We start from the raw sequence: 20,427 nt of genomic DNA on the forward strand, positions 1-20,427 counted from the left end.
GGCGGGTACTCGCGGCAAACCGTTGGTAGACCGCGTATTTTACCCGCGTCGCCGGGCTCCCTCGCGGGTCGTGGCATTGCTGCGCGCATCGGCGCGCTCGACGGTGAACGCGAAACGCCGCGTGAGCCGCTCGCCGGGCGCGAGCAGCGTCATTCCGTGCGCGGCCGCGCCGCCCGGCAGGTTCACCGCGTTGATCGGATGATCGACCGGCTCGAAGCAGAAGAAATCCTCGCCCGGCGGCGTATAGAGCACGTACGCGTCGGCGTCGGCCGCGACGGTCAGTAACAGCCGGCGGCGCGGCCAGCTCACCGTCGCGTGGCCGCCCCAGCCGGTGAACGCGTGATTGACGAGCGTGGCCGGCAACGGATACGCGACGCCGAACTGCCAGGCCGGCGGCACGCTCACGTGCCGCACCGGCAGGAAATCGGCGCCCGACAGCCACAGGCCGCCCGCCGCCGCGGCCAGCTCGGTCACCGCATCGCGCACGAGGAACGGATGCACGCCGAGGCCGAACGGCAGCCGCGTGCGCCCCGCGTTCTCGATCGTCAGCGCGATCGACAGCGTCGCATCGTCGAGTTCGAACGCCTGGATCGCGCGGAACGCATACGGCGCGCCGCCGGCACGGTCGAGCGACAGTTGCAGCGACGTGTCGGTCGCTTCGTCCACCTGCCACGGCGCGAGCCAGCCGTCGCCATGGATCGGCAGCGGCTCGTCGCGGCGGTTGCGCGGCACCGCGACCTTGCGCCCGTCGCATTCGAAGCGCCCGTCGCCGATCCGGTTCGAGTACGGCAGCAGCGGATAGCACGCGAGCTCGTTCGGGTCCGTTGCCGTCTCCGGGTGCTCGCAACGGCGGAACACCGGCACCAGCGCGCCGTTTTCGCCGCGCCAGTCGAAGCGCGCGATGCCGCCGCCGAGGTGCGGCAGCACGTCGAGCCGTAGCGACGCGTTCGACAGCGTGACGGCCGCCGCATGCGCGGCGCCGACGCCCTGCGCGAACACGGCCGTCTGCGGGCCGGGGCTGACCGGCTGGGCGGCGGCGGCCAGGCGCGCGCGGCGCGACTGGCTGGTGGACGACGATGCGCGCGAGGACGTGGCGGTCATGGTGAGCTCCTTTCCTTCGTCGAAGAAACGATGCAGGTCGTGCGAGCGGTCAGGCCCAGCCGCCGTCGACGATCACGTCCTGCGCGGTGATCATCCGGCTGTCGTCGGCCGCGAGAAACAGCGCCATCCGGGCGAGGTCGGCCGGCAGGAGTTCGGCGTCGAGGCACTGGCCGGCCTTGATCGCCGCGCGGCCCGCGTCGTCGAGCCACAGCCGGCGCTGCTTGTCGGTCATCACCCAGCCGGGCACCAGCGAATTCACGCGGATGCCGAACGGGCCGAGATCGCGCGCGAGGCCGCGCGTCAGGCCCTGCACGGCCGCCTTCGCCATCACGTAGACGGGATAGCCGCCGTTCTTCAGCATCCAGCTGATCGAGCCGAGATTGATGATCGCGCCGCCGCCCTGCCGCTTCATGTCGTCGATCACCGCCTGCGCGGCGAAGAACTGGTGACGCAGGTTCACCGCGATGCCCGCGTCGAACGACGCGGGCGTCACGTCGCCGATCGCGTGGCGCGCGTCGTTCGCCGCGTTGTTCACGAGCACCGCGATCGCGCCGATGCGCGCACGGATCGCATCGATCGCGCGGCGCAGCGCATCGATGTCGGTCAGGTCGCACGAGAGGAACAGCGGCGCATGGCGCGCATGCGCGAGGCGTTCGGCGAGCGCGGCGCCGGCCGCCGCATCGAGGTCGACGAACGCGACGCGCGCGCCCTGTTCGGCGAAGTGCTCGACGAACGACGCGCCGATGCCGGTCGCGCCACCCGTGATCAGCACCGCGCGATCCTCGAGGCTCGGGTAGCGCGCGAAGCGCGCGTGGCTCGCCGCCGCGTGCGTGCCCTGCACTGATGTATCGATGGTCATGCGGATCGTCTCCGTGGATTCGGTCAGTCGCGTACGCCGCGGTTCTTCAGCTGGTCGAGCAGCACGGCCGCAAGCAGGATCGCGCCGCGCACGAGGTACTGGTAGAACGCGTCGATGTTCAGCAGGTTCATCACGTTCTCGACGGTGCCCATGATCAGCACGCCTATCACGACCCCCGAGATCGTCGCGCGGCCGCCCATCAGCGACACGCCGCCGAGCACGCACGCGGAGATCACGTTCAGCTCGAAGCCCTGCGCGGCGTTCGGCTGGCCCGACGTGATGCGCGACGCGAGGATCACGCCCGCGAGCGCGGTCACCGCGCCCTGGATCAGGAAGATGTACACGCGCGTGCGTTCGACGTTGATCCCCGCGAGCCGCGACGCTTCCGGATTGCCGCCGATCGCGAGCGTGTTGCGGCCGTACACGGTCTGGTTCAGCAGCACGCCGAAGCCGATGAAGCACAGCAGCGTGACCCAGATCGGCAGCGACACGCCGAACATCGACAGCCCGCCGAGCGCGATGAAGGTATCCGACGACACGCCGACCGCCTGCCCCTTCGACACGATGAAGCCGAGCCCGCGCACGATCTCCATCGTCGCGAGCGTCGTGATCAGCGCGTTGATGCGCAGGTACGCGATCACCGCGCCGTTCACGAAGCCGATCGCGGCGCCGGCCGCGACCGCCGCCACGATCGCGACGAACGTGTTGTCGGTCGCGTTCAGCACCATCGCGCACAGCACGCCCGAGAACGCGACGGTCGAGCCGATCGACAGGTCGAAGTCGCGCGACGCCAGGCAGAACATCATCGTGCACGCGACCATGCCGATCTGCGAGATCGACAGCGCGAGGCCGAGCATGTTGTCGATCGAGAAGAAGTGATCGACGGTCAGCGACATCGTGATGAACATCACCGCGAAGATCGCGATCAGGCTGTATTCGGTCAGATGCTGCCACCACTTCTGGCGGTCGCTCTGCTGCGGAACCAGCGCGTCGGCCGACGGCTTCCCGGCGGCGCTGGCAAGGTTTTCGTTGACTTGCATGGTGTGTCTCCTGCTCCTGCATCGCGCGGCCCGCGCCGCGCGTGTTCGATTCGAATGTTCCGGGTGTATCCGGCCGCGTCAGGCCGCCTCGACCGCGCTCGTCTGCGGCAGCGCGAGGTTCAGCACCGCATGCTCGTTCGCCTCGGCGCGCGGCAGCTCGCCGGCGATCCGGCCTTCGCGCATCACGACGATGCGGTCGGACACGCCGAGCACTTCGGGCAGTTCCGACGACACCATCACGATCGCGCAGCCGCGCTCCGCGAGCCGGTAGATCACGTCGTAGATCTCGTGCTTCGCGCCGACGTCGATGCCGCGCGTCGGCTCGTCGAGGATCACGACCTTCAGGTCGGGCTCCGCGAGCCAGCGCGACAGGATCGCCTTCTGCTGGTTGCCGCCCGACAGGAACCGGATCTTCTGCCGCCGGTTCGGCGTCTTGATCTTCAGCCGCTGGATGAAGCGGTCGGCCGTCGCGCTTTCGGCCTTGCCGTTGATGAAGAGGCCCGCGCGCAGCGAATGGCGGCGGCAGCTGATGTTGATGTTTTCGGCGACCGACGCGATCGCGATGATCCCTTCTTCCTTGCGGTCCTCGGGGCACAGCACGATGCCGTGGCGGATCGCGTCGCCGGTGCGCTTCACGTCGATGCGCTTGCCGTCGAGCGTCAGCGCGCCCGCGCGCCGGCGGTCCGCGCCGTACACGAGCCGCATCAGCTCGCTGCGCCCCGCGCCGACGAGCCCGAAGAAGCCGACGATCTCGCCCGCGCGCACCGAGAAGCTCGCCGGTTCGCGCAGCGCCGGGCCGTCGACGCCTTCGGCGGAAAACCGCACGTCGCCGAGCGTGCGCGGCGCGTAATGGTAGATGTCCGCGATCTCGCGCCCGACCATCTCGGCGACGAGCCGCTCGCGCGGCACGTCGGCCAGCGCTTCGTGCGACGCGATCTTGCGCCCGTCGCGGAAAATCGTGCACGCGTCGCAGAGCCGGTAGATCTCGTCCATCCGGTGCGAGATGTAGATCAGCGCGCGGCCCTGCGCGCGCAGATCGTCGACCAGCTTGAACAGCACTTCCGTCTCGCGATGCGACAGCGAGCTCGTCGGTTCGTCGAGCGCGATCACGCGGGCGTTGCGCATCAGCGCCTTGCAGATCTCGACCATCTGCCGCTGCGCGATCGACAGCCGCCCGAGCCGCGCGTCGGGATCGAGATCGACGCCCATCTCGGCGAGCCGCTCGCGCACGTAACGCTTCGCCTCGCGCTTTTTCACCCAGCCGAACGCGTTCGGCAGGCGGCCGAGCAGCAGGTTCTCCGCGACCGTCAGGTCGGGCACGTACTGCAATTCCTGGTGAATCACCGCGATGCCGGCCGCGATCGACGCGGCCGCATTCGCGAACTGCACGGGCTGGCCGTCGACCAGCACGCTGCCCGCATCGGGCTGGTATTCGCCGCCGAGAATCTTCAACAGCGTCGACTTGCCCGCGCCGTTCTCGCCCATCAGGCCATGCACCTCGCCCGCATGCACGTCGAACGAAATGCCGTCGAGTGCGCGCACGCCGGGAAATACCTTGCCGATATTGTCAAAACGCAGTGCCGCTGACACGTCGTCTCCCCACTTCCAGATCGATCGACCGCCGGCCGCCGCATCGCCGCGGCAGCCGGCGGGCCGCTTACTTCGACGCGAGCCCCATCTCCTCGCGCACCTTCGCCACGTTGTCGCGCGTCGCGAGCATGCCGGTCGTCAGCGTCAACGGCGGCGGCGCCTTGCCCTGCGTGATCCACGTGTACATCAGGTCCGAGGTTTCCTCGCCGTGGCGCTTCGGGCTGATGATCACGGTGCCGTAGAAGCCCGTCGGCTGCGGCTTCTTGAACTCGTTCAACGCCGAATCGGAGCCGCCGATGCCGATGCCGATCATGTTGTCGGCCTTGAAGCCGCGCCCTTCGGCCGCACGCACCGCGCCGAGCACGGCCTCGTCGTTCAGGCCGTACGCGACCCAGTGCTTGAACTGCGGGTTCTTCGTGAGCGCGATGTTCGCCGCGTTGAATGCGTTCTCGGTGTCGGTCTTCGCCTGCGGCGCCGCGACCACGTTGGCCTTCGGGAAGCCCGCGGCGACCAGCGCGTCGGTCGCGCCGCTCGTGCGGTCGTGCGCGGTCGGCAGCTGCTCGTAGGTGATGTCGATCGCGCCGACGTCCTTCATGTCCCAGCCGCGCTTCTTGATCTCGGCCGCGATGCCGTCGCCTACCTGCTTGCCGATGTTGTACGCGGAAATCCCCATGTGCGGCACCAACTCGATCGGCTTGCCCGCGCCGTCGACGAGGCGGTCGTCGACCGTCATCATCTTCAGGTTGTGCGACTTCGCCTTCGCGACGATGCCCGGCCCGAGCTTCACGTCAGGCGTGCAGATGATGAAGCCCTGCGCCTTCTGCGCGGACAGGTTGTCGATCGCGCTCATCACCTTCTCGCCGGACGGCGCGCCGATCTTCACGAGCGTGAAGCCCTTCTGCTTCGCGGCGATCTCGGCGAATTTCCATTCATCCTGGAACCACGGCTCTTCAGGCTGCTTCACCAGGAAGCCGATCTTGACCGGGTCGGCCGCGTGCGCGACCGGGCTGCCCATCACCACTGCCGCCGCGGCGGCCAGCGTTACGAACGTTCTGCGTTTCATCTCCAGTGTCTCCTTGTTTTCATCGAACAGGATGCAGCCGCTTGTTGGTTTCGACGCAGCGTGCGCGCGGCTCTCGCACGTGCGGTCTTTCGAACCGTTACGTCAATCGTGTCAGTCGTGATACAGCGCCGCGCGCCCGCCATCGACGGTGATGCACGCGGCATTGATGAACGGCGCCTCGTCGGACGCGAGGAACACGGCCGTCATCGCGACCTCCTCCGGGCGGCCGATCCGCTTCATCGGCTGCAGCGCGAGCGTCTCCGCGCGTGCGGCGGCCGGATCGGGCTGCGCGTCCCACCAGTCGCGCGTCAGTTGCGTCTCGATGTAGCCCGGCGCGATCGCGTTCACGCGCACGTTGCGCGCCGCGTATTCGATGCCGAGCGCACGCGTCAAGCCGAGCACGCCGTGCTTCGCGACCGGGTACGGAAAGCAGCCCGGGATGATCCTGAACGCATGCGTCGACGCGATGTTCACGATGCTGCCGCGGCCGCGCTCGACCATGCCCTCCAGCGCCGCGCGGCAGCCGTGCCACACCCCGTCGAGATCGACCGCGAAGCAGCGCCGCCAGTCGTCGTCGGTCATCGTCAACGGATCGGCGAACACGTTGATGCCCGCGTTGTTCACGAGCACGTCGAGCGGGCCGAACGCCGCTTCCGCCTGCGCGAGCGCCTCGCGCACCGCCTGCTGCCGCGCGACGTCCGCGTGCAGCGGCAGCACGCGCGCGCCGTCGCATTCGTGTGCAATCGCGGCGGCCGTGTGCTGCGCCTGCGGGAAGTCGAGATCGACGAGCGCGACGGCCGCGCCTTCGCGCACGAACGCACGCGCGATCGCGGCGCCGATGCCGCGGCCCGCGCCCGTCACCATCGCGACCTTGCCCGCGAGGCGGCCCATCAGGCGGCTCCGTCGCGCGCCGCGCGCAAGCCGGCCTGGAACGCGCGCGCGTTCGCCGCGGTCGTGTCGGCCGACTGGCCGGGCCGGTAAAGCGCCGAGCCGAGCCCGAAGCCGTTGGCGCCGGCCGCGAGGAACGGCCGCATGTTGTCCGGCGCGATCCCGCCGACCGGAATCAGCGGCACCGCGCGGTCGATCACCGCGCGCCAGGCCTTCACGACCGTCACGCCGAGCTGCTCGGCCGGGAACATCTTCAGCACGTCGGCGCCGTTCGTCAGCGCCGCGAACGCTTCGGTCGGCGTCGCGACGCCCGGCGCGCTCGCCAGCCCGCGCTCACGGGCGCGGCGGATCACGGCCGCGTCGCTGTGCGGCATCACGATCAGCGCACCGCCCGCGTCCTGCACGCGGTCGACGTACTCGGCGCGCAGCACGGTGCCCGCGCCGACGATCATCTCGTCGGGCAATGCCCGGCGCAGCGCCGCGATGCTGTCGAACGGATCGGGCGAGTTGAGCGGCACCTCGACGATCCGGAAGCCGGCTTCGTACAGCGCACGGCCATGGTCGGCCGCTTCGGCGGGCGTGATGCCGCGCATGATCGCGATCAGCGGACACGCGTCGAACGCGCGCATCAGGGCGGCGTGGGGCGTGTACGGCGCGGGCAATGTCAGGTCGGACGGCATCGAGAATTCCTCTGCAAGCAGTTCATTGATCGGCGCAGACGGGCTCGCCGTCCGCGCGCACGAGCCCGGCGCGCGACGCGATCCGCCACAGACCGAGCTCGGTCGCATGCGCGGCGACCCGCGCATGCGCATGGCCGAATACCCGCAGCGCATCGACGTAGCGCGAACACAAGCCGTCGTCGCCGATCAGCAGCAGCGGCTGGTCCGCGAGCGCGATGCCACGCTCCGCGAGCATCGCGTCGAGCGCGTTGAGCTCGTGGCCGATCAGCAGGCCGGACAAGTAGTCGCCCTGCGCATCGGGCGCGAGCCGGTCGGTCAGCCCCAGCGTGCGCGTGCTGAAAATCGTCGCGAGCAGCCCCGTGTGCCGTGCGCCGCGTGCGACCGATACGCCGCGCACGAACGCGTCACGATCGGGCGACGCACCCGTGCGCATCGTGCGGCCGAGGATCGTGTGATCGCGCAGCACCGCGAACAGCTCGCCCGTCATGAAGGTCTGGAAGCGCTCGATCAGCCCGTCCTTCACCCACGCCCATTTCGCGTGCGTGCCCGGCAAGCCGATCAGTACGCCTGAACGATCGGCGCCAAGCGTGGGATCGCTCGCGAGCGCGCCGACGATCTGCGTTTCTTCGCCGCGCATCACGTCGGGCAATTCGCCCGTCGCGATCACGCCCGGCACGATCGAGACCGTCGTGCCGCGCGCCGTCGTCACGGTGATGAGGCCCGCGACGAGCGCGTCGGCGCCTGCCGGCACCGCGACGTACGGCGCTTCGCGCCAGCCCTGCGCGCTGCCGACCATCCCGGCGGCGAGCACCGGCAGGCCGGGCGTACGGTCGAGCCAGTCGCCGCACACTTCCTCGAACACCGCGTCGAACGCGCGCGCGCCGCCGCCCGGCACGTGCATCACGCCGGCCGCCCGGCTGCGCGTGTCGATCGGCACGCCGTGCGCGTCGTACAGATACGCGCGCAGCGACGTGGTGCCCCAGTCGAGCGCGATCAGCGACGGGGAGGCGGAACTGGCATCCGGAGCGGGCCGGGTCGAAGTCGTCATCGTTTGATCCTGCGGGTACCCTGCGGCGGGCTCCAGCCCAGTTCCGCGGAAATGGCTCGCGCTTCGCGCTGCACGAGCGGAATCAGTTCGTCCATGCGGTCGTGCGGCATGTACGGAATCGTGCTCGCGACCGACACCGCCGCGACGATCGCACCCGACGCATCGCGGATCGGCGCGGCCACGCAGCGGATCGATGCCTCGTTCTCCTCGAGATCGAACGTATAGCCGCCGGCCGCGTAATGGGCCATGCGCTGCAGGAACGCGCTCGTCTCGGGCCGGTTGTCGGGCTTGAAGTTGACGCCGGCCAGCGCGCGCCGCGCGGCTTCGAACAGCGAGCGCCACAGGTCGGGATCGAGGTCGAGCATCATCGCCTTGCCGATGCCGGTCGACGCGAGCGGCATCCGGTGGCCGACGCGCGAGCGCATCTCCAGGCCGCGCGTACCGGGAATCTTGTCGATGTACAGCACGTCGTCGCCGTCGCGCACGCCGAGATGGATCGTGTCGAGCGTCGCTTCCGCGAGCGCCTCGAGGTGCGGACGCGCCACCGCGGTGAGCGGCATCTGCTCGAGCGCGATCGTGCCGAGCTCGATCAGCTTCGGGCCGAGCAGGTAGCCGCCCTGCACCTGGCGCAGATAGCGTGCCTGCACGAGGCTGCTGACGAGCCGGTGCGTCGTGCTGCGCGTCGTGCCGAGCGCGGCGCCGATCGCGCGCATGTCGCGCGCGCCATTGGCGATCGCCTCGAGGATCGCGAGGCCGCGCAGCAATGTCTGCGTGCCGGCCTGCTGCGCGGCGAGGTCGAGCGGCGTGCTGGTCGCGCCGATGCTGTCGGTCAGCGACGTATCGGCCGGCATCGCGCGCCGGGCGTCGAGGGCAAGGGAGTCTGGCATCTTGGTCATGGGACGGGGCTTCTTCAACGGAATCGGTGAAGCCGCTCGCGCGGCGCCGGAACTGCGTCCGATGCGGCGGCGTGGCGGCGGTCGATGCACCGAGGAAAGCGCCCGGCGAACTTCATGGAAGGTGTCTCCGTGTGCGACGGGCGCCGCGCGATGCGTGGGTCCGAAGCTGTCGATGTGCTTCGGATTGTAGGAGCGCACGCACTCGTCTCCAATATTTGAATGCGTTGTCCAGATAATGAGAATGCCGACGCAATTGGCCGCGGATTCGACACGCCGGCCGCGCCATGCGCACGGGGGCGAAACCCGCCCTGTCGCAGGTTCCGCCCCCGTTTGCTCACCGCGTGCGGCGCTTACTGCTGGCTCGTGCTGCGCGCCTGCATGTAGTGCTGTACGTCGGCGAACGACACGCGGCCGGTGCCGCTCGCGTCGATCTGCCGGAAGTGGTTCGCGACATAGCCAAGGCCGGCCGCGCGCGCCTGCGACTCGGTGATCGACCCCGTGTTCTGCGTGTCGGCCGCGCTGAACTGCCGCGCGAGCTTGCGCACCACCTGCGCATGCAGCGCGGCGCCGGTCGTCTGCGTGCCGGCAGTCGCGTGGCGCGCGGCCGGCGGCACGTACGGATCGCCGAGTTGCGCCTGGCGCGCACGTGCCGGCGCGGCGGCGGCGTCGCTCGCCTGCGCGAACGCGGAGAGGGATGCTGCGGCGCCGACGCATGCGAGCGCCGCGGCAACGACGATGAAACGATTCTTCATGTCAGGCTCCAGTCTGGAATGAGGTCGTCGACGGCCGGCGAGCGGCGCCGCGAAGGGCGCCCGTCGCCGGCCGAGCGCATCAGTGCGCGGCCGCGCTGTAGAAGGTCACGAGGTCGGCTTTCTCCTGCGGACGCGACGTATCGTCCAGATAGACCATGTGCCCGCCCTGATAGTCCTTGATCGTCAGGTTCGGTTGCGTGCCGAGCCGCGCGAGGTCGAGTTCGGTCTGATAGAACGGCGTCGCGATGTCGTGATACCCGTTCAGCGACAGCACCTTCAGCTGCGGATTCAGCGTCAGCGCCGCGGCCAGGTCGGGGATCGTGTCGGGCATCGCGAGGCCGTCGTGCGTCCAGTCCCACGTGTTGATCGCATTGCTGCTCACCGAGTAGGCCGACTGCGCGGTGTACTTCAGCTCGTTCGGCAAGTAGCTGCCGATCGTGTCGGTGAACGGCTTCGTGATGAACGAGCTGGACGGATCGCCGTCGGCCGCGAGCGGGCTCGACACCGGCACGTTCACACGTGCGTCGTAGCGGCCGATCAGCGTGCCCGGCACCAGCGACAGCTGGAAGCTGTTGTCGAAGAAGGTCGGAACCACGTTGAAGTCGGCATTCCACAGCGACTGCTTCACGCCGGTCGAATTCGCCATCGTCGTGACGAGGTTCGGCGGCGGCGGCGTGTGGCTCGCGAGGTACGCGTTCACGGCCGGCGCGTAGCTGCCGGCCGTCAGCAGGCGCATCTGGTCCGCATACTGCGGCAGGTCCGACGGGTTCGGGTTGTCGAGCTGGTAATACGCGCCGACCGTGCCGTACGACGGCACGAAGCCCGCGCAGCTCACCGGGCTCGCGCCATTGTTCGAGTTGCCGACATAGTCGCTCGCCATGTCGCAGTTGGTGTTGTAGTTCAGGATCGACGACTGCAGCACGATGCCGTCGAGCTTCACACCGGCCGTCTCGAGCAGGTTCGCGAGCACGTCGGTGCGCGGCGTGCCGTACGACTCGCCGAACAGGTATTTCGGCGAAGCGTTGCGCTGGTTCACGCTCAGGTAGCGCGTCACGAAATCGCGGAACGCGCCGGCGTCCTGGTCGACGCCCCAGAACGTCTGGTTCGTGTTCGGCGCGACCGCTTCGGAGAAGCCGGTGCCGATCGCATCGACGAACACGAGGTCGGTCGTGTCAAGCAGGGTCTCCTGGTTGTCGACGAACGGGAACGTCGACGTGTTCGCGTTCGGGTCGCCGGTCTGGATCCGGCGCGGGCCGAACGAGCCGAGGTGCAGCCACACCGACGCCGAGCCGGGGCCGCCGTTGTACAGGAACGTGACGGGCCGCTTCGCCGCGGGCTGGTTGTCGGCCGTGTAGGCGACGTAGAAGAACGAGGCTTCGGGCGCGCCCGTCTGCGGATTGCGGGCGACGAGGTGGCCGGCGGTGGCCGTGTACCGGATCGTCTTGCCGTTCAGCGTGATCTGATGGTGCGTGACGGCGGCCTTTTCGACCGCGGCGGATGCGTCGAGCGACGCGTTCGCACTCGACGAATAACTGTTCGGATCGTTGTACGCGCGGTCGACCTGACCGGCAGGATCGGCTGAATTCGCGGCGCTCGCTGCAGACGACGACGTCACGTCGTCATTGCAGGCCGTCAGAATCAGCGAAGAACACACCACTCCCAACAACAGCTTCGCTTTGCTCGCTGGCATCGTTGCGTTCCTTCTTCTCGGATGTTTTTTGTGTCGAGCAGCCGGATAAGCCACCCCCCGCCTCGATTGCGGCCGATGGGCCGAGGCGCTGGCCAATATACGCGAGCCCGTCAGCTTTGAAAAATTTGGAAATATTTGGCACGCAAGCGGTGCAGCGCACACCTTTCAGTAATGCTTCGATTCGTGAAACGTTTGCATTTCACGTCGCTTTCAGCGGCTTTCGCGTTTACCCGTGACGGCTAAAAATGCACGGATTCCGTGCGATGCCGCTCAATAAAATCGCGCGGTTGCTGGCATTGCTCAGCAAAACGAAATAGACGGATTCGTCTAATGGATGTGACCCGAAATGGTCACGACCCGAATGTGCTGCGGAGCAGCAATCGCGCATCGACGGCGATATGGACAATGCAGCAGCGCGGCCGCTCATTCCGATTGCGGCAACTCGGCCGCGCCCATCCGGCGCGCGATGACCGCCGCGCGCTGGGCCTGGTAGGCCGAGCCGCGATGCGCATCGAACCAGCGCGGCTTCGGCAGCATCACCGCGAGCCGCGCCGACTGCCACGCGCCGAGCCGGCTCGCGGGAATCTTGTAGTAATAGCGCGCGGCCGCTTCGGCGCCGTACACGCCGCGCCCCCATTCGACCGAGTTCAGGTAGATCTCGAAGATGCGCTCCTTGTCGAGCACCGTTTCGAGCATCCACGTGATGATCAGCTCCTGCCCCTTGCGGATGTAGCTCTTCTCGCGCGACAGGAACAGGTTGCGGGCGAGCTGCTGCGTGATCGTCGAGCCGCCCGCGACGATCCTGCCGCGCGCCTTGTTCTTCTCCCACGCCTGCAGGATCGCGTCGACGTCGTAGCCGTTGTTGGTCGCGAAGGTCGAATCCTCGGACGCGATCAGCGCGCGCTTCAGGTTGCGCGAGATCTGGTCGTACGGCACCCACTGGTGCCGGATCTGCGCGGGCGGCGTGTCGCGCGACAACCACCACGCGTCGGTGCGCATGAACGCGGTCGAGCCCGGGTTCACGAACGACCACAGCGCGATCTGCGCGAGATAGAACAGCTGCGTCGCGAACCACGCGAGCGCGAACACCGATCCCGCATAGACGGCCCAGCGAGCGAGGCTCACCGTCCGCGTGCGCTGCGTGCCGCTCACCGCCACCACGTGCCGCGCTCCGCTCAGCTCGCCGCGAGCGCCTGGCGCAGCGCGGCCAGCACCGGTGCGCCGTCCGGCCGCACGCCGCGCCAGATGAAGAACGACTCGGCCGCCTGCTCGACCAGCATCCCGAGGCCGTCGGCCGTGCGCGCGCCGAGCGACGCCGCGTGCTGCATGAACACGGTCGGCTGCGCGCCGTACATCATGTCGTACGCGAGCGTGCCGGCGCCGAACGCGGCCGCATCGCATTCCGGCAGCGCGGCATCGAGGCTGCCGGCCGTCGCATTGATCACCACGTCGTAGGGCTCCGCCCGCACGACCCCGGGGCCGCCGCCCGCGAGCGTGCAGCCCGCATCGTGCGCGGCCTGCATGAACTGGCCGACGAGTGCTTCGGCCTTGCTGGCAGTGCGGTTGACGATTGCGATCGACAGCGGTGCGCGGTCGAGCAGCGGCAGCACGACGCCGCGCGCGGCGCCGCCCGCGCCGAGCAGCAGGATGCGCGCGCCGGCGAGCGACACGCCGAGATTCGCTTCGATGTCGCGCACGAGGCCGACACCGTCGGTGTTGTCGCCGTGGATGCGACCGTCGGCGTCGATGCGCAGCGTGTTCACCGCGCCTGCGGCCGCCGCGCGCGGCGACAGCGTGTCGGCGAGCGCATGCGCGTCGAGCTTGAACGGCACCGTCACGTTCGCGCCGCGGCCGCCTTCGGCGACGAACGCGCGCACCGCGGCCTCGAACCCATCGACCGGCGCGAGCCGGTGCGCGTACTCGATCGCCTCGCCGGTCTGCGCGGCGAATTGCGCGTGGATGAACGGCGACTTGCTGTGCGCCACCGGGTTGCCGAACACGACATAGCGGTCGGCGCCGCTCGTCGACGCAACTGCGTTCATGATGCGCGCCCCGTTTCGCCGTCGTTGCCGCTCGCGGCTTCGCCGCCCTCCGCCGCCGCGTCGCCCGATTCGGCCAGCGCTTCGGCCTCGGCTTGCGCCGACGCATCTTCCGCGTCGACCAGCGTGTCGTCGCCGCCTTCGGCGTCATCCTCTTCGTCGGCCTCGGCCGTATCGCCGCTCGTCACGGTCGGCGCGTCGAGCACGTTCAACAGACGCACCGACGCCTCGATCGTCAGCTCGTCGAGCGACATCACGTCGAGCAGCACGCGCGTGCCGCGCGCATGCACGCCGAGCCCCGGCACGTGCAGCAGCAGCGGGATTTCCTCCAGGCGCACGAGATCGCCCTTCACGACGCTCGCGACCACCTGCTTCTTCTGCTCCTGCGCGAGCCAGCGCAGGCACCAGAAGTACTCCATCCGGCGCTGGTAGTCGGCGTAGGCCGTGTACGTATCGTCGAAGCCCTGCACGACCGCGTAGAGATCGGCGTCCTTCGGCTTGAACGGCGCGGCGAGCTTCGCGGTGACGCCGTGCTGCACGCACGCGAGCAGTTGCCACTGGTTCACGAGGTCCACGTAGCGGCGCAGCGGCGACGTGCTCCACGCGTACTGCGCGACGCCGAGGCCTTCGTGCGGCGCGGCCGTCGTCTGCATCCGCGTGCGCTTCGGGCCCGGCGCGCCGAAGCCGCGCTGCGAGCGGTAGATGCCCGGCACCGTGTGGTCGTGCAGGAACGCGCCCCAGGTCGAGTTCGCGAGAATCGCGAGCTCCGACACGATCAGGTCGAGCGGCGAGCCGCGGCGGCGCGGCGTGATCGTCACGTGCTCGCCTTCGACGTAGAAGTTGTAGTCGGTGTTGCGCTGCACCTCGCGCTTCAGGCCGTAGCCCGCGCGCGCGACCTGGCGCTTCTCGAACAACGCCTGCGCGAGCGGCCACAGCACGGCGATGTCGTCCTTGTGCGGATAGTCGCCAGTGCCGGCCGCGAGCGTCTCTTCGGTGACGAGCTCGTCGAGCGTGTTGTGGCGCAGGTTGTTCTTCACGAACACGAGCTCGGCGCGCGTTTCGTTCGCGACGATGTCCCGGGTCTCGCGGTTGACGATGATGTACAGCGACAGCGCCGGGCGGTAATCGCCCTCTTTCAGCGTGAACACGTCGACGACGTCGTCCGGCAGCATCGTGATCTTGTCGCCCGGCATGTAGACCGTCGACAGGCGCGCGCGCGCGATCGCGTCGACCGGATCGCCGCGCACGATGCCAAGCGCCGGCGCCGCGATGTGCACGCCGATCCGCACCCGGCCGTCGGACAGGTGCTCGACCGAGAACGCATCGTCGATTTCGGTGGTCGTGATGTCATCGATCGAGAACGCCTCGACGTTCGCGCGCGGCAGGTCGTCCGGCAGCGGGCCGACCGTGACGGGCGGAAAGCCGGTGCCGTGCGGGAAGAATTCCGCGAGGAAGCGCGCTTCGTGCAGCGCACGCGGCGACTCGATGCCGCCGCAGTCGAGCATCAGCCGCGCCGGCGACACGCCGCGCGCGCCAGCCGCCGCTTCCATCGCCTTGTATTCGATCGAATTCTTGTCCGGCCGCGTCAGCAGCCCGAGCACCTTGCCCGCGAACGCTTCCGGCAGCTTGCCGGCCTTCAGCTCATCTTCATACTGCGCCTGCACGAGCGCCTGCTGGCGCTTGCGCTCGAGCGACGCGAGCGCCATCTTGAGCTGCTCTTCCGGCGCGCGCTGGTACTGGCCGCGCCCCTTGCGGCGGAAGTAGACGGGCGAGCCGTGCAGCCGCAGCACCAGCGCCGCGCGCTCGACCGGGCCGTACGTCGCGCCGAAGTACTCGGCGGCCAGCGCCGTATAGGCAAATTCGTCGGCCGGCGCGCATTCCCACAGGAAGTCCAGATCGATCTGCTGCGCGGCCGTGTCGGCCTCCTGCATCAATTCGCCCGCGGCCGGCTTGTCGAATTCGATCAGCACGTCTTTCGCGCGCACCTTCGCACGCCGCCCGCCGGGCAACTCGACCTGAAATGCGTCGCCCTGGCGCGACAGCACGCTGCCCGCCTTGAAACTGCCCGATTCCTCGAAGAAAACGTTCACTCAGTACTCTCGTTCAGACTGCCGGGCGCCGCGTCAGCGGCGCCGCATGATGATGGGAATTCGATCGGCACTCGGCCGGTTTTTAAGACGTCTTTCCGTCGCAAAACGCGAGAACGTCGTCGACATAGTCGGCAAATTCGCTGATCCCGTGATCGCTGCCGTCGATCACGCGGGTTTTCGCGCCCGGGTAATGGGCAAGCATTTCGCGATAATCGAGCACTTCGTCGCCGGTCGCCGCGAACAGATAGTAGCGGTCGGCGCGCGTGATCGCCGGCACACGCAGCGCGTCGAGTTCGTGCAGGTGACGGCGCTCGACGACGATCGTGCCGCCACCGTGCCACAGCGACTGTTCGCCCAGATACTGTTCGAGATCGCGCTGCGGCACGATCGCCGGATTTAGCAGCACGGCCTTCCAGCCATGCTTTTCGGCGAGCCACGTCGCGTAATAACCGCCGAGCGAGCTGCCGATCACGGTGACGTCGCGTGCGCCCGCGACCTCGGCTTCCGCCACCGCGATCGCCTCGAGCGGCGACACCGACAGCGACGGGCACCGCCACTCGCCGGTGCGGCCGAGTTCGGCCATGCGCGCGGCGAGCAGCCGCGACTTCTGCGATTCCGGCGACGACCGGAAGCCGTGCAGATACAGGATCACGTGCGGCTCCCGAGCGCATCGAGCAGCTTCTGGTGCACGCCGCCGAAGCCGCCGTTGCTCATCACGAGCACGTGGTCGCCCGGACGCGCGGCCTCGACCACCGCCTTCACCAGCAGATGCAGATCGTCGAAGGCGCGCGCGCGCTCGCCGAGCGGCGCAAGCGCTTCGGCGAGATTCCAGCCGAGCGCATCGCGCCCGGCCGGCGCGCCGTAGCCGAACACCAGATCGGCGTCGGCGAGGCTCGCCGGCAACTGCGACTTCATCACGCCGAGCTTCATCGTGTTCGAGCGCGGCTCGAGCACGGCAAGGATGCGGGCGTTCTGGCGGCCGATGCGCGCGCGAAGGCCGGCGATCGTGGTGTCGATCGCGGTCGGATGGTGCGCGAAGTCGTCATAGACGGTCACGCCGTCCACGCTGCCGCGCACTTCCATCCGGCGTTTCACGTTGCGGAACGAGGCGAGCGATTCGGCCGCCTGCGCCGGCGGCACGCCGACGTGGCGCGCGGCGGCGATCGCCGCGAGCGCGTTCATCCGGTTATGGTCGCCCTGCACCTGCCATGCGACTTCGCCGACGCGCCCGGCGTGCGAATACACCGCGAAGCGTTCGTCGACCGGCACGCCGTCCTCGGCCGGCAGCGCCTGCCAGCCGCCGTCGACGCCGAAGCGTTCGACCTCGCTCCAGCAGCCGCGCGCCAGCACGCGCTCGAGCGCGTCCGAACGGCCGTTCGTGACGATCCGCCCGACGCCGGGCACGGTGCGCACCAGATGATGGAATTGCGTTTCGATCGCGGCAAGATCGGGGAAGATGTCGGCGTGATCGAATTCGAGGTTGTTCAGCACCGCGGTGCGCGGCCGGTAATGCACGAACTTCGAGCGCTTGTCGAAGAATGCCGTGTCGTACTCGTCGGCTTCGATCACGAAGAAGCTCGAATCGGTGAGCCGCGCGGACACGCCGAAGTTCAGCGGCACGCCGCCGATCAGGAAGCCCGGGTTCAGGCCCGCATCCTCCAGCAGCCACGCGAGCATCGACGACGTGGTCGTCTTGCCGTGCGTACCCGCGACCGCGAGCACCCACTTGCCGGCAAGCACGTGCTCGCCGAGCCACTGCGGGCCCGACACGTAAGGCAGGCCGCGATCGAGGATCGCCTCCATCAGCGGATTGCCGCGCGTGACGACGTTGCCGATCACGAACAGGTCCGGTTTCAGGTCGATCTGTTCGGCGCCGTAGCCTTCGATCAGCGTGATGCCCTGCGCCTCGAGCTGCGTGCTCATCGGCGGATAGACGCCCGCGTCGCAACCCGTCACCGTGTGGCCCGCCTCGCGTGCGAGTACGGCGAGACCGCCCATGAAGGTGCCGCAGATGCCAAGAATGTGGATGTGCATAGAGGAATGCTTTCGCGCCGCCGGGCGCCGTCGATTCGGAAAGGATGCGTGTGTGTCGCGCCGGACGGGCCATGCGGCCGGCGCCCGGCCCACGACTTTGCCGCGACACAAAGAACACTATTGTAACTGACGGCCTGCGATGCCCGGCGGCCCGAACGATGCGCGCGAACGGGGCCGGCACGCTCGGGCGGCGGCCCGCCGCACCCGTGCTCGGGCACCGCGACGATCGAGTATGATTGCCGGATCATGTCTCGCAAACCTCTTGTCGACCCGCGGCGCGTCCGCGAGGAAATTGCCCAGTCCGCCGCCCGCCTGATCGCGGAGGACGGCCTGGACTACGCCGGCGCGAAACGCAAGGCCGCGCGCCAGTTGCTGGGCGATTCGCGCGTTGCCGGCGAATGGCTGCCGGATAACGACCAGATCGAGGAAGAACTGCGCGAGTATCTGTCGCTGTTCCAGAGCGACACGCAGCCGGACGAACTGCGCCGCCTGCGCGAGATCGCGCTCGACTGGATGCGCCGGCTCGCCGAGTTCCATCCTTATGTGACAGGCGCCGTGCTGAACGGCACCGCGAACGCGCATTCGGATATCCATTTGCAGGCATTCACCGACAACCCGAAGGACGTCGCGATCTACCTGCTGAACCAGAACGTCCAGTACGACGTATCCGAGACGCGTCATTTCGCGGGCCGCGGCGATGTAGAAACGCTCAGTTTCCTGTGGCGCCCGCGACGCGACGTGGACGCGATCGGCATCCATCTCGCGCTGTATGCGAGCGACGACCTGCGCGGCGCGGTGAAGGCCGACGCGCGCGGCCGCGTCGCCCGCGCGGACGCCGCCGCGCTGCGCGCGCTCGTCGAGGCAAGTCAGGCCCCTTCCGAACCGGAATGATTCAACGATGATGATGAAACGCATGTTGGCGCTCGCGGTGGTCGCGGCCGCCGCCGTCGCCGGCGGGATTGCCGCCGGTCACTGGTTCCGCGGCACGGCCGACGACGGCGTCGCCGTCGCGGCGCCGGCCGCCCACGGCAACCCGGTCGACCAGCTGTGGGCGTCGTCGCTCACCGGCGTCGACGGCAAGCCGGCCACGCTGGCCGCCTTCAAAGGCCAGAAAGTCGTCGTCAATTTCTGGGCGTCGTGGTGCGGCCCGTGCGTCGAGGAGATGCCCGAGCTCGTCGCGCTGTCGCATCAGTACAAGCAGAAAGGCATCCGTTTCGTCGGGATCGGGGTCGATTCGGAGCAGAACGTGAAGAACTTCCTGCAGAAGGTGAAGGTCGACTATCCGGTCTTCGTCAGCGGCTATGCGGGCGCCGATCTGGCCCGTAATTTCGGAAATACCGCCGGCGCGCTGCCGTTTACCGTCGTCATCGACGAAACCGGCAAGATCCGCGAGACAAAATTAGGACAAATCCAACCGGCCGAGCTGAAAAAGACGCTCGACGCGCTGTAATCGGGCTGAACGGCTACCTGCGCGTTGGCGGCGATTTGCAAGTCGATCGCCGCAATTTCGCGTGAATTCGCCGACACTTTGCGTCCGCACCGGTAATTCTTGCAGGTCCGGCGCACTTGACCGTTCGGCAAAACTAGACAAATTTCTCTAAATAGCGCTAAAGTTCGCGCAATTCCGCAGAAATAGAAGCGACCATGACACGATTGCTGGTGCTGCACGGCCCCAACCTGAACCTTCTCGGCACCCGGGAACCGGAGGTGTACGGCCGCGTCACGCTCGAGCAGATCGATCAGGCGCTTGCCGCGCGCGCCCGGGAAGCCGGCGCCGATCTGTCGTCGTTCCAGAGCAACCATGAAGGCGCGCTGGTCGACCGCATCCAGGCCGCGCGGGAGGAACAGACCGATTTCATCCTGATCAATCCGGCCGCGTATACGCATACGAGCGTTGCGATCCGGGACGCGATCGCAGGCGTTGGCATCCCGTTCGTCGAGGTTCACCTGTCGAACGTGCATCGCCGCGAAGCGTTCAGGCACCACTCCTACTTTTCCGACCAGGCCGAAGGCGTGATCTGCGGGCTCGGCTGGAAAGGTTATCTGTACGCGCTCGAGTACGCGCTGGACAAGCTGCAAGGCGCGTCGCGCGGCTGATTTCGCGATCTAGATTCAGCGCCGGCCCTTAACCGGCGCTTTCACGTATTGAAAGGGGAATTCCCGATGGATCTTCGTAAGCTGAAAACTCTGATCGACCTCGTTTCCGAATCCGGCATCTCCGAGCTGGAAGTGACGGAAGGCGAAGGCAAGGTGCGCATCGTCAAGAACGCGCCGCCGGTCTACGTGCAGCCGACGGCTGGGTATGCCCCGCAAGTCAGCGCGCCGGCGCCGTCGGCCGCGCTGCCGACCGACGGCACCGCGGCACCGGCCGCCGGCGCCGCAGCCGCGCCGGCCGCTCCGCAGGGCCACGTCGTGACGTCGCCGATGGTCGGCACGTTCTACCGCGCGCCGTCGCCGGGCGCCGACCCGTTCGTGCAGGCCGGCGATACGGTCAAGGAAGGCCAGACGATCTGCATCATCGAAGCGATGAAGCTGCTCAACGAGATCGAGTCGGACAAGGCCGGCGTGATCAAGGAAATCCTCGTCGAGAACGGCCAGGCCGTCGAATACGGCCAGCCGCTTTTCGTGATCGGCTAAGCCCGCCGCGCGGCCCTCTC

Annotated in this window: 20 protein-coding genes; 4 read left to right on the top strand and 16 right to left on the bottom strand. The window is 68.4% G+C overall.

Going from position 1 to position 20,427, the window contains the following annotated elements:
* Positions 1-39: 39 nt before the first annotated feature.
* From HWX07_RS13415 to mpl, 16 genes are all read right to left on the bottom strand, one after another.
* The gene (locus HWX07_RS13415) at positions 40-1,101 is read right to left on the bottom strand and encodes an aldose 1-epimerase (protein ID WP_175876541.1); all 1,062 of its coding nucleotides are present in this window, start codon (positions 1,099-1,101) and stop codon (positions 40-42) included.
* Positions 1,102-1,150: 49 nt separating this feature from the next.
* Positions 1,151-1,960 carry an SDR family oxidoreductase gene (locus tag HWX07_RS13420; protein ID WP_027810340.1) on the bottom strand — a complete coding sequence of 270 codons (810 nt, stop codon included), beginning with the start codon at positions 1,958-1,960 and terminating at the stop codon, positions 1,151-1,153.
* A gap of 23 nt (positions 1,961-1,983) precedes the next feature.
* Complete coding sequence (gene araH / locus HWX07_RS13425; RefSeq protein ID WP_011544547.1) at positions 1,984-3,000, bottom strand: L-arabinose ABC transporter permease AraH; 1,017 nt, start codon at positions 2,998-3,000, stop codon at positions 1,984-1,986.
* A 78-nt stretch (positions 3,001-3,078) separates the two neighbouring features.
* Positions 3,079-4,590: an L-arabinose ABC transporter ATP-binding protein AraG gene (gene araG, locus HWX07_RS13430; RefSeq protein WP_175876542.1), complete on the bottom strand. Its 1,512-nt coding sequence runs from the start codon at positions 4,588-4,590 to the stop codon at positions 3,079-3,081.
* 67 nt (positions 4,591-4,657) lie between these two features.
* Positions 4,658-5,653, bottom strand: coding sequence for an arabinose ABC transporter substrate-binding protein (locus HWX07_RS13435; RefSeq protein ID WP_175876543.1), 996 nt, complete (start codon positions 5,651-5,653; stop codon positions 4,658-4,660).
* A 111-nt stretch (positions 5,654-5,764) separates the two neighbouring features.
* A complete protein-coding gene (locus HWX07_RS13440; RefSeq protein WP_175876544.1) occupies positions 5,765-6,544 on the bottom strand; it encodes an SDR family oxidoreductase in 780 nt (259 codons plus the stop codon).
* Positions 6,544-7,221: a 2-dehydro-3-deoxy-6-phosphogalactonate aldolase gene (locus tag HWX07_RS13445; protein WP_175876545.1), complete on the bottom strand. Its 678-nt coding sequence runs from the start codon at positions 7,219-7,221 to the stop codon at positions 6,544-6,546. Before HWX07_RS13445 ends, HWX07_RS13440 begins: the two co-directional genes overlap by 1 nt.
* A 22-nt stretch (positions 7,222-7,243) precedes the next feature.
* Complete coding sequence (locus HWX07_RS13450; protein ID WP_175876546.1) at positions 7,244-8,269, bottom strand: 2-dehydro-3-deoxygalactonokinase; 1,026 nt, start codon at positions 8,267-8,269, stop codon at positions 7,244-7,246.
* A complete protein-coding gene (locus HWX07_RS13455; protein WP_011694140.1) occupies positions 8,266-9,165 on the bottom strand; it encodes an IclR family transcriptional regulator in 900 nt (299 codons plus the stop codon). Before HWX07_RS13455 ends, HWX07_RS13450 begins: the two co-directional genes overlap by 4 nt.
* Before the next feature lie 350 nt (positions 9,166-9,515).
* Positions 9,516-9,917, bottom strand: coding sequence for an EF-hand domain-containing protein (locus HWX07_RS13460; protein ID WP_175876547.1), 402 nt, complete (start codon positions 9,915-9,917; stop codon positions 9,516-9,518).
* 79 nt (positions 9,918-9,996) lie between these two features.
* Positions 9,997-11,607: a peptidase S10 gene (locus HWX07_RS13465; protein ID WP_175876548.1), complete on the bottom strand. Its 1,611-nt coding sequence runs from the start codon at positions 11,605-11,607 to the stop codon at positions 9,997-9,999.
* A gap of 423 nt (positions 11,608-12,030) precedes the next feature.
* Positions 12,031-12,768 carry a monofunctional biosynthetic peptidoglycan transglycosylase gene (gene mtgA / locus HWX07_RS13470; protein WP_175876549.1) on the bottom strand — a complete coding sequence of 246 codons (738 nt, stop codon included), beginning with the start codon at positions 12,766-12,768 and terminating at the stop codon, positions 12,031-12,033.
* Positions 12,769-12,782: 14 nt separating this feature from the next.
* Complete coding sequence (gene aroE, locus HWX07_RS13475; protein ID WP_175876550.1) at positions 12,783-13,649, bottom strand: shikimate dehydrogenase; 867 nt, start codon at positions 13,647-13,649, stop codon at positions 12,783-12,785.
* Positions 13,646-15,736 carry an RNB domain-containing ribonuclease gene (locus HWX07_RS13480; protein ID WP_175876551.1) on the bottom strand — a complete coding sequence of 697 codons (2,091 nt, stop codon included), beginning with the start codon at positions 15,734-15,736 and terminating at the stop codon, positions 13,646-13,648. Before HWX07_RS13480 ends, aroE begins: the two co-directional genes overlap by 4 nt.
* Before the next feature lie 82 nt (positions 15,737-15,818).
* Positions 15,819-16,388, bottom strand: a complete 570-nt coding sequence (locus HWX07_RS13485) for a YqiA/YcfP family alpha/beta fold hydrolase (RefSeq protein WP_006476966.1) — start codon at positions 16,386-16,388, stop codon at positions 15,819-15,821.
* Positions 16,385-17,770: a UDP-N-acetylmuramate:L-alanyl-gamma-D-glutamyl-meso-diaminopimelate ligase gene (gene mpl, locus HWX07_RS13490; protein WP_175876552.1), complete on the bottom strand. Its 1,386-nt coding sequence runs from the start codon at positions 17,768-17,770 to the stop codon at positions 16,385-16,387. The genes HWX07_RS13485 and mpl overlap by 4 nt, the downstream gene beginning before the upstream one ends.
* Positions 17,771-18,016: 246 nt before the next feature.
* Here mpl and HWX07_RS13495 point away from each other — a divergent pair, with 246 nt between their 5' ends.
* The 4 genes from HWX07_RS13495 to accB all read left to right on the top strand — a co-directional run bounded on the left by HWX07_RS13495 (position 18,017) and on the right by accB (position 20,407).
* Positions 18,017-18,661 (top strand): hypothetical protein, encoded by a 645-nt coding sequence (locus tag HWX07_RS13495; RefSeq protein ID WP_006476968.1) that lies wholly within the window; start codon positions 18,017-18,019, stop codon positions 18,659-18,661.
* A gap of 7 nt (positions 18,662-18,668) precedes the next feature.
* On the top strand, positions 18,669-19,220 hold the full coding sequence (locus tag HWX07_RS13500; protein ID WP_175781312.1) for a TlpA disulfide reductase family protein: 552 nt from the start codon (positions 18,669-18,671) through the stop codon (positions 19,218-19,220).
* Between the two features lie 194 nt (positions 19,221-19,414).
* On the top strand, positions 19,415-19,867 hold the full coding sequence (gene aroQ / locus HWX07_RS13505) for a type II 3-dehydroquinate dehydratase (protein WP_175876553.1): 453 nt from the start codon (positions 19,415-19,417) through the stop codon (positions 19,865-19,867).
* Positions 19,868-19,933: 66 nt separating this feature from the next.
* Positions 19,934-20,407, top strand: a complete 474-nt coding sequence (gene accB, locus HWX07_RS13510) for an acetyl-CoA carboxylase biotin carboxyl carrier protein (RefSeq protein WP_175876554.1) — start codon at positions 19,934-19,936, stop codon at positions 20,405-20,407.
* The last annotated feature ends 20 nt before the right edge of the window (positions 20,408-20,427 follow it).

The sequence above is a fragment of the Burkholderia sp. BCC0097 genome, from assembly GCF_902832985.1.
GTDB lineage: Bacteria > Pseudomonadota > Gammaproteobacteria > Burkholderiales > Burkholderiaceae > Burkholderia > Burkholderia orbicola.

Excerpts from the sequence above, each read along its gene's own strand:
- HWX07_RS13465 (WP_175876548.1), bottom strand. The coding sequence starts at position 11,607 with ATGCCAGCGAGCAAAGCGAAGCTGTTGTTGGGAGTGGTGTGTTCTTCG.
- aroQ (WP_175876553.1), top strand. The coding sequence starts at position 19,415 with ATGACACGATTGCTGGTGCTGCACGGCCCCAACCTGAACCTTCTCGGC.
- HWX07_RS13500 (WP_175781312.1), top strand. The coding sequence starts at position 18,669 with ATGATGATGAAACGCATGTTGGCGCTCGCGGTGGTCGCGGCCGCCGCC.
- accB (WP_175876554.1), top strand. The coding sequence starts at position 19,934 with ATGGATCTTCGTAAGCTGAAAACTCTGATCGACCTCGTTTCCGAATCC.
- HWX07_RS13420 (WP_027810340.1), bottom strand. The coding sequence starts at position 1,960 with ATGACCATCGATACATCAGTGCAGGGCACGCACGCGGCGGCGAGCCAC.
- HWX07_RS13450 (WP_175876546.1), bottom strand. The coding sequence starts at position 8,269 with ATGACGACTTCGACCCGGCCCGCTCCGGATGCCAGTTCCGCCTCCCCG.
- HWX07_RS13415 (WP_175876541.1), bottom strand. The coding sequence starts at position 1,101 with ATGACCGCCACGTCCTCGCGCGCATCGTCGTCCACCAGCCAGTCGCGC.
- aroE (WP_175876550.1), bottom strand. The coding sequence starts at position 13,649 with ATGAACGCAGTTGCGTCGACGAGCGGCGCCGACCGCTATGTCGTGTTC.
- HWX07_RS13495 (WP_006476968.1), top strand. The coding sequence starts at position 18,017 with ATGTCTCGCAAACCTCTTGTCGACCCGCGGCGCGTCCGCGAGGAAATT.
- HWX07_RS13440 (WP_175876544.1), bottom strand. The coding sequence starts at position 6,544 with ATGGGCCGCCTCGCGGGCAAGGTCGCGATGGTGACGGGCGCGGGCCGC.
- HWX07_RS13435 (WP_175876543.1), bottom strand. The coding sequence starts at position 5,653 with ATGAAACGCAGAACGTTCGTAACGCTGGCCGCCGCGGCGGCAGTGGTG.
- HWX07_RS13455 (WP_011694140.1), bottom strand. The coding sequence starts at position 9,165 with ATGACCAAGATGCCAGACTCCCTTGCCCTCGACGCCCGGCGCGCGATG.
- mpl (WP_175876552.1), bottom strand. The coding sequence starts at position 17,770 with ATGCACATCCACATTCTTGGCATCTGCGGCACCTTCATGGGCGGTCTC.
- HWX07_RS13460 (WP_175876547.1), bottom strand. The coding sequence starts at position 9,917 with ATGAAGAATCGTTTCATCGTCGTTGCCGCGGCGCTCGCATGCGTCGGC.
- HWX07_RS13445 (WP_175876545.1), bottom strand. The coding sequence starts at position 7,221 with ATGCCGTCCGACCTGACATTGCCCGCGCCGTACACGCCCCACGCCGCC.
- araH (WP_011544547.1), bottom strand. The coding sequence starts at position 3,000 with ATGCAAGTCAACGAAAACCTTGCCAGCGCCGCCGGGAAGCCGTCGGCC.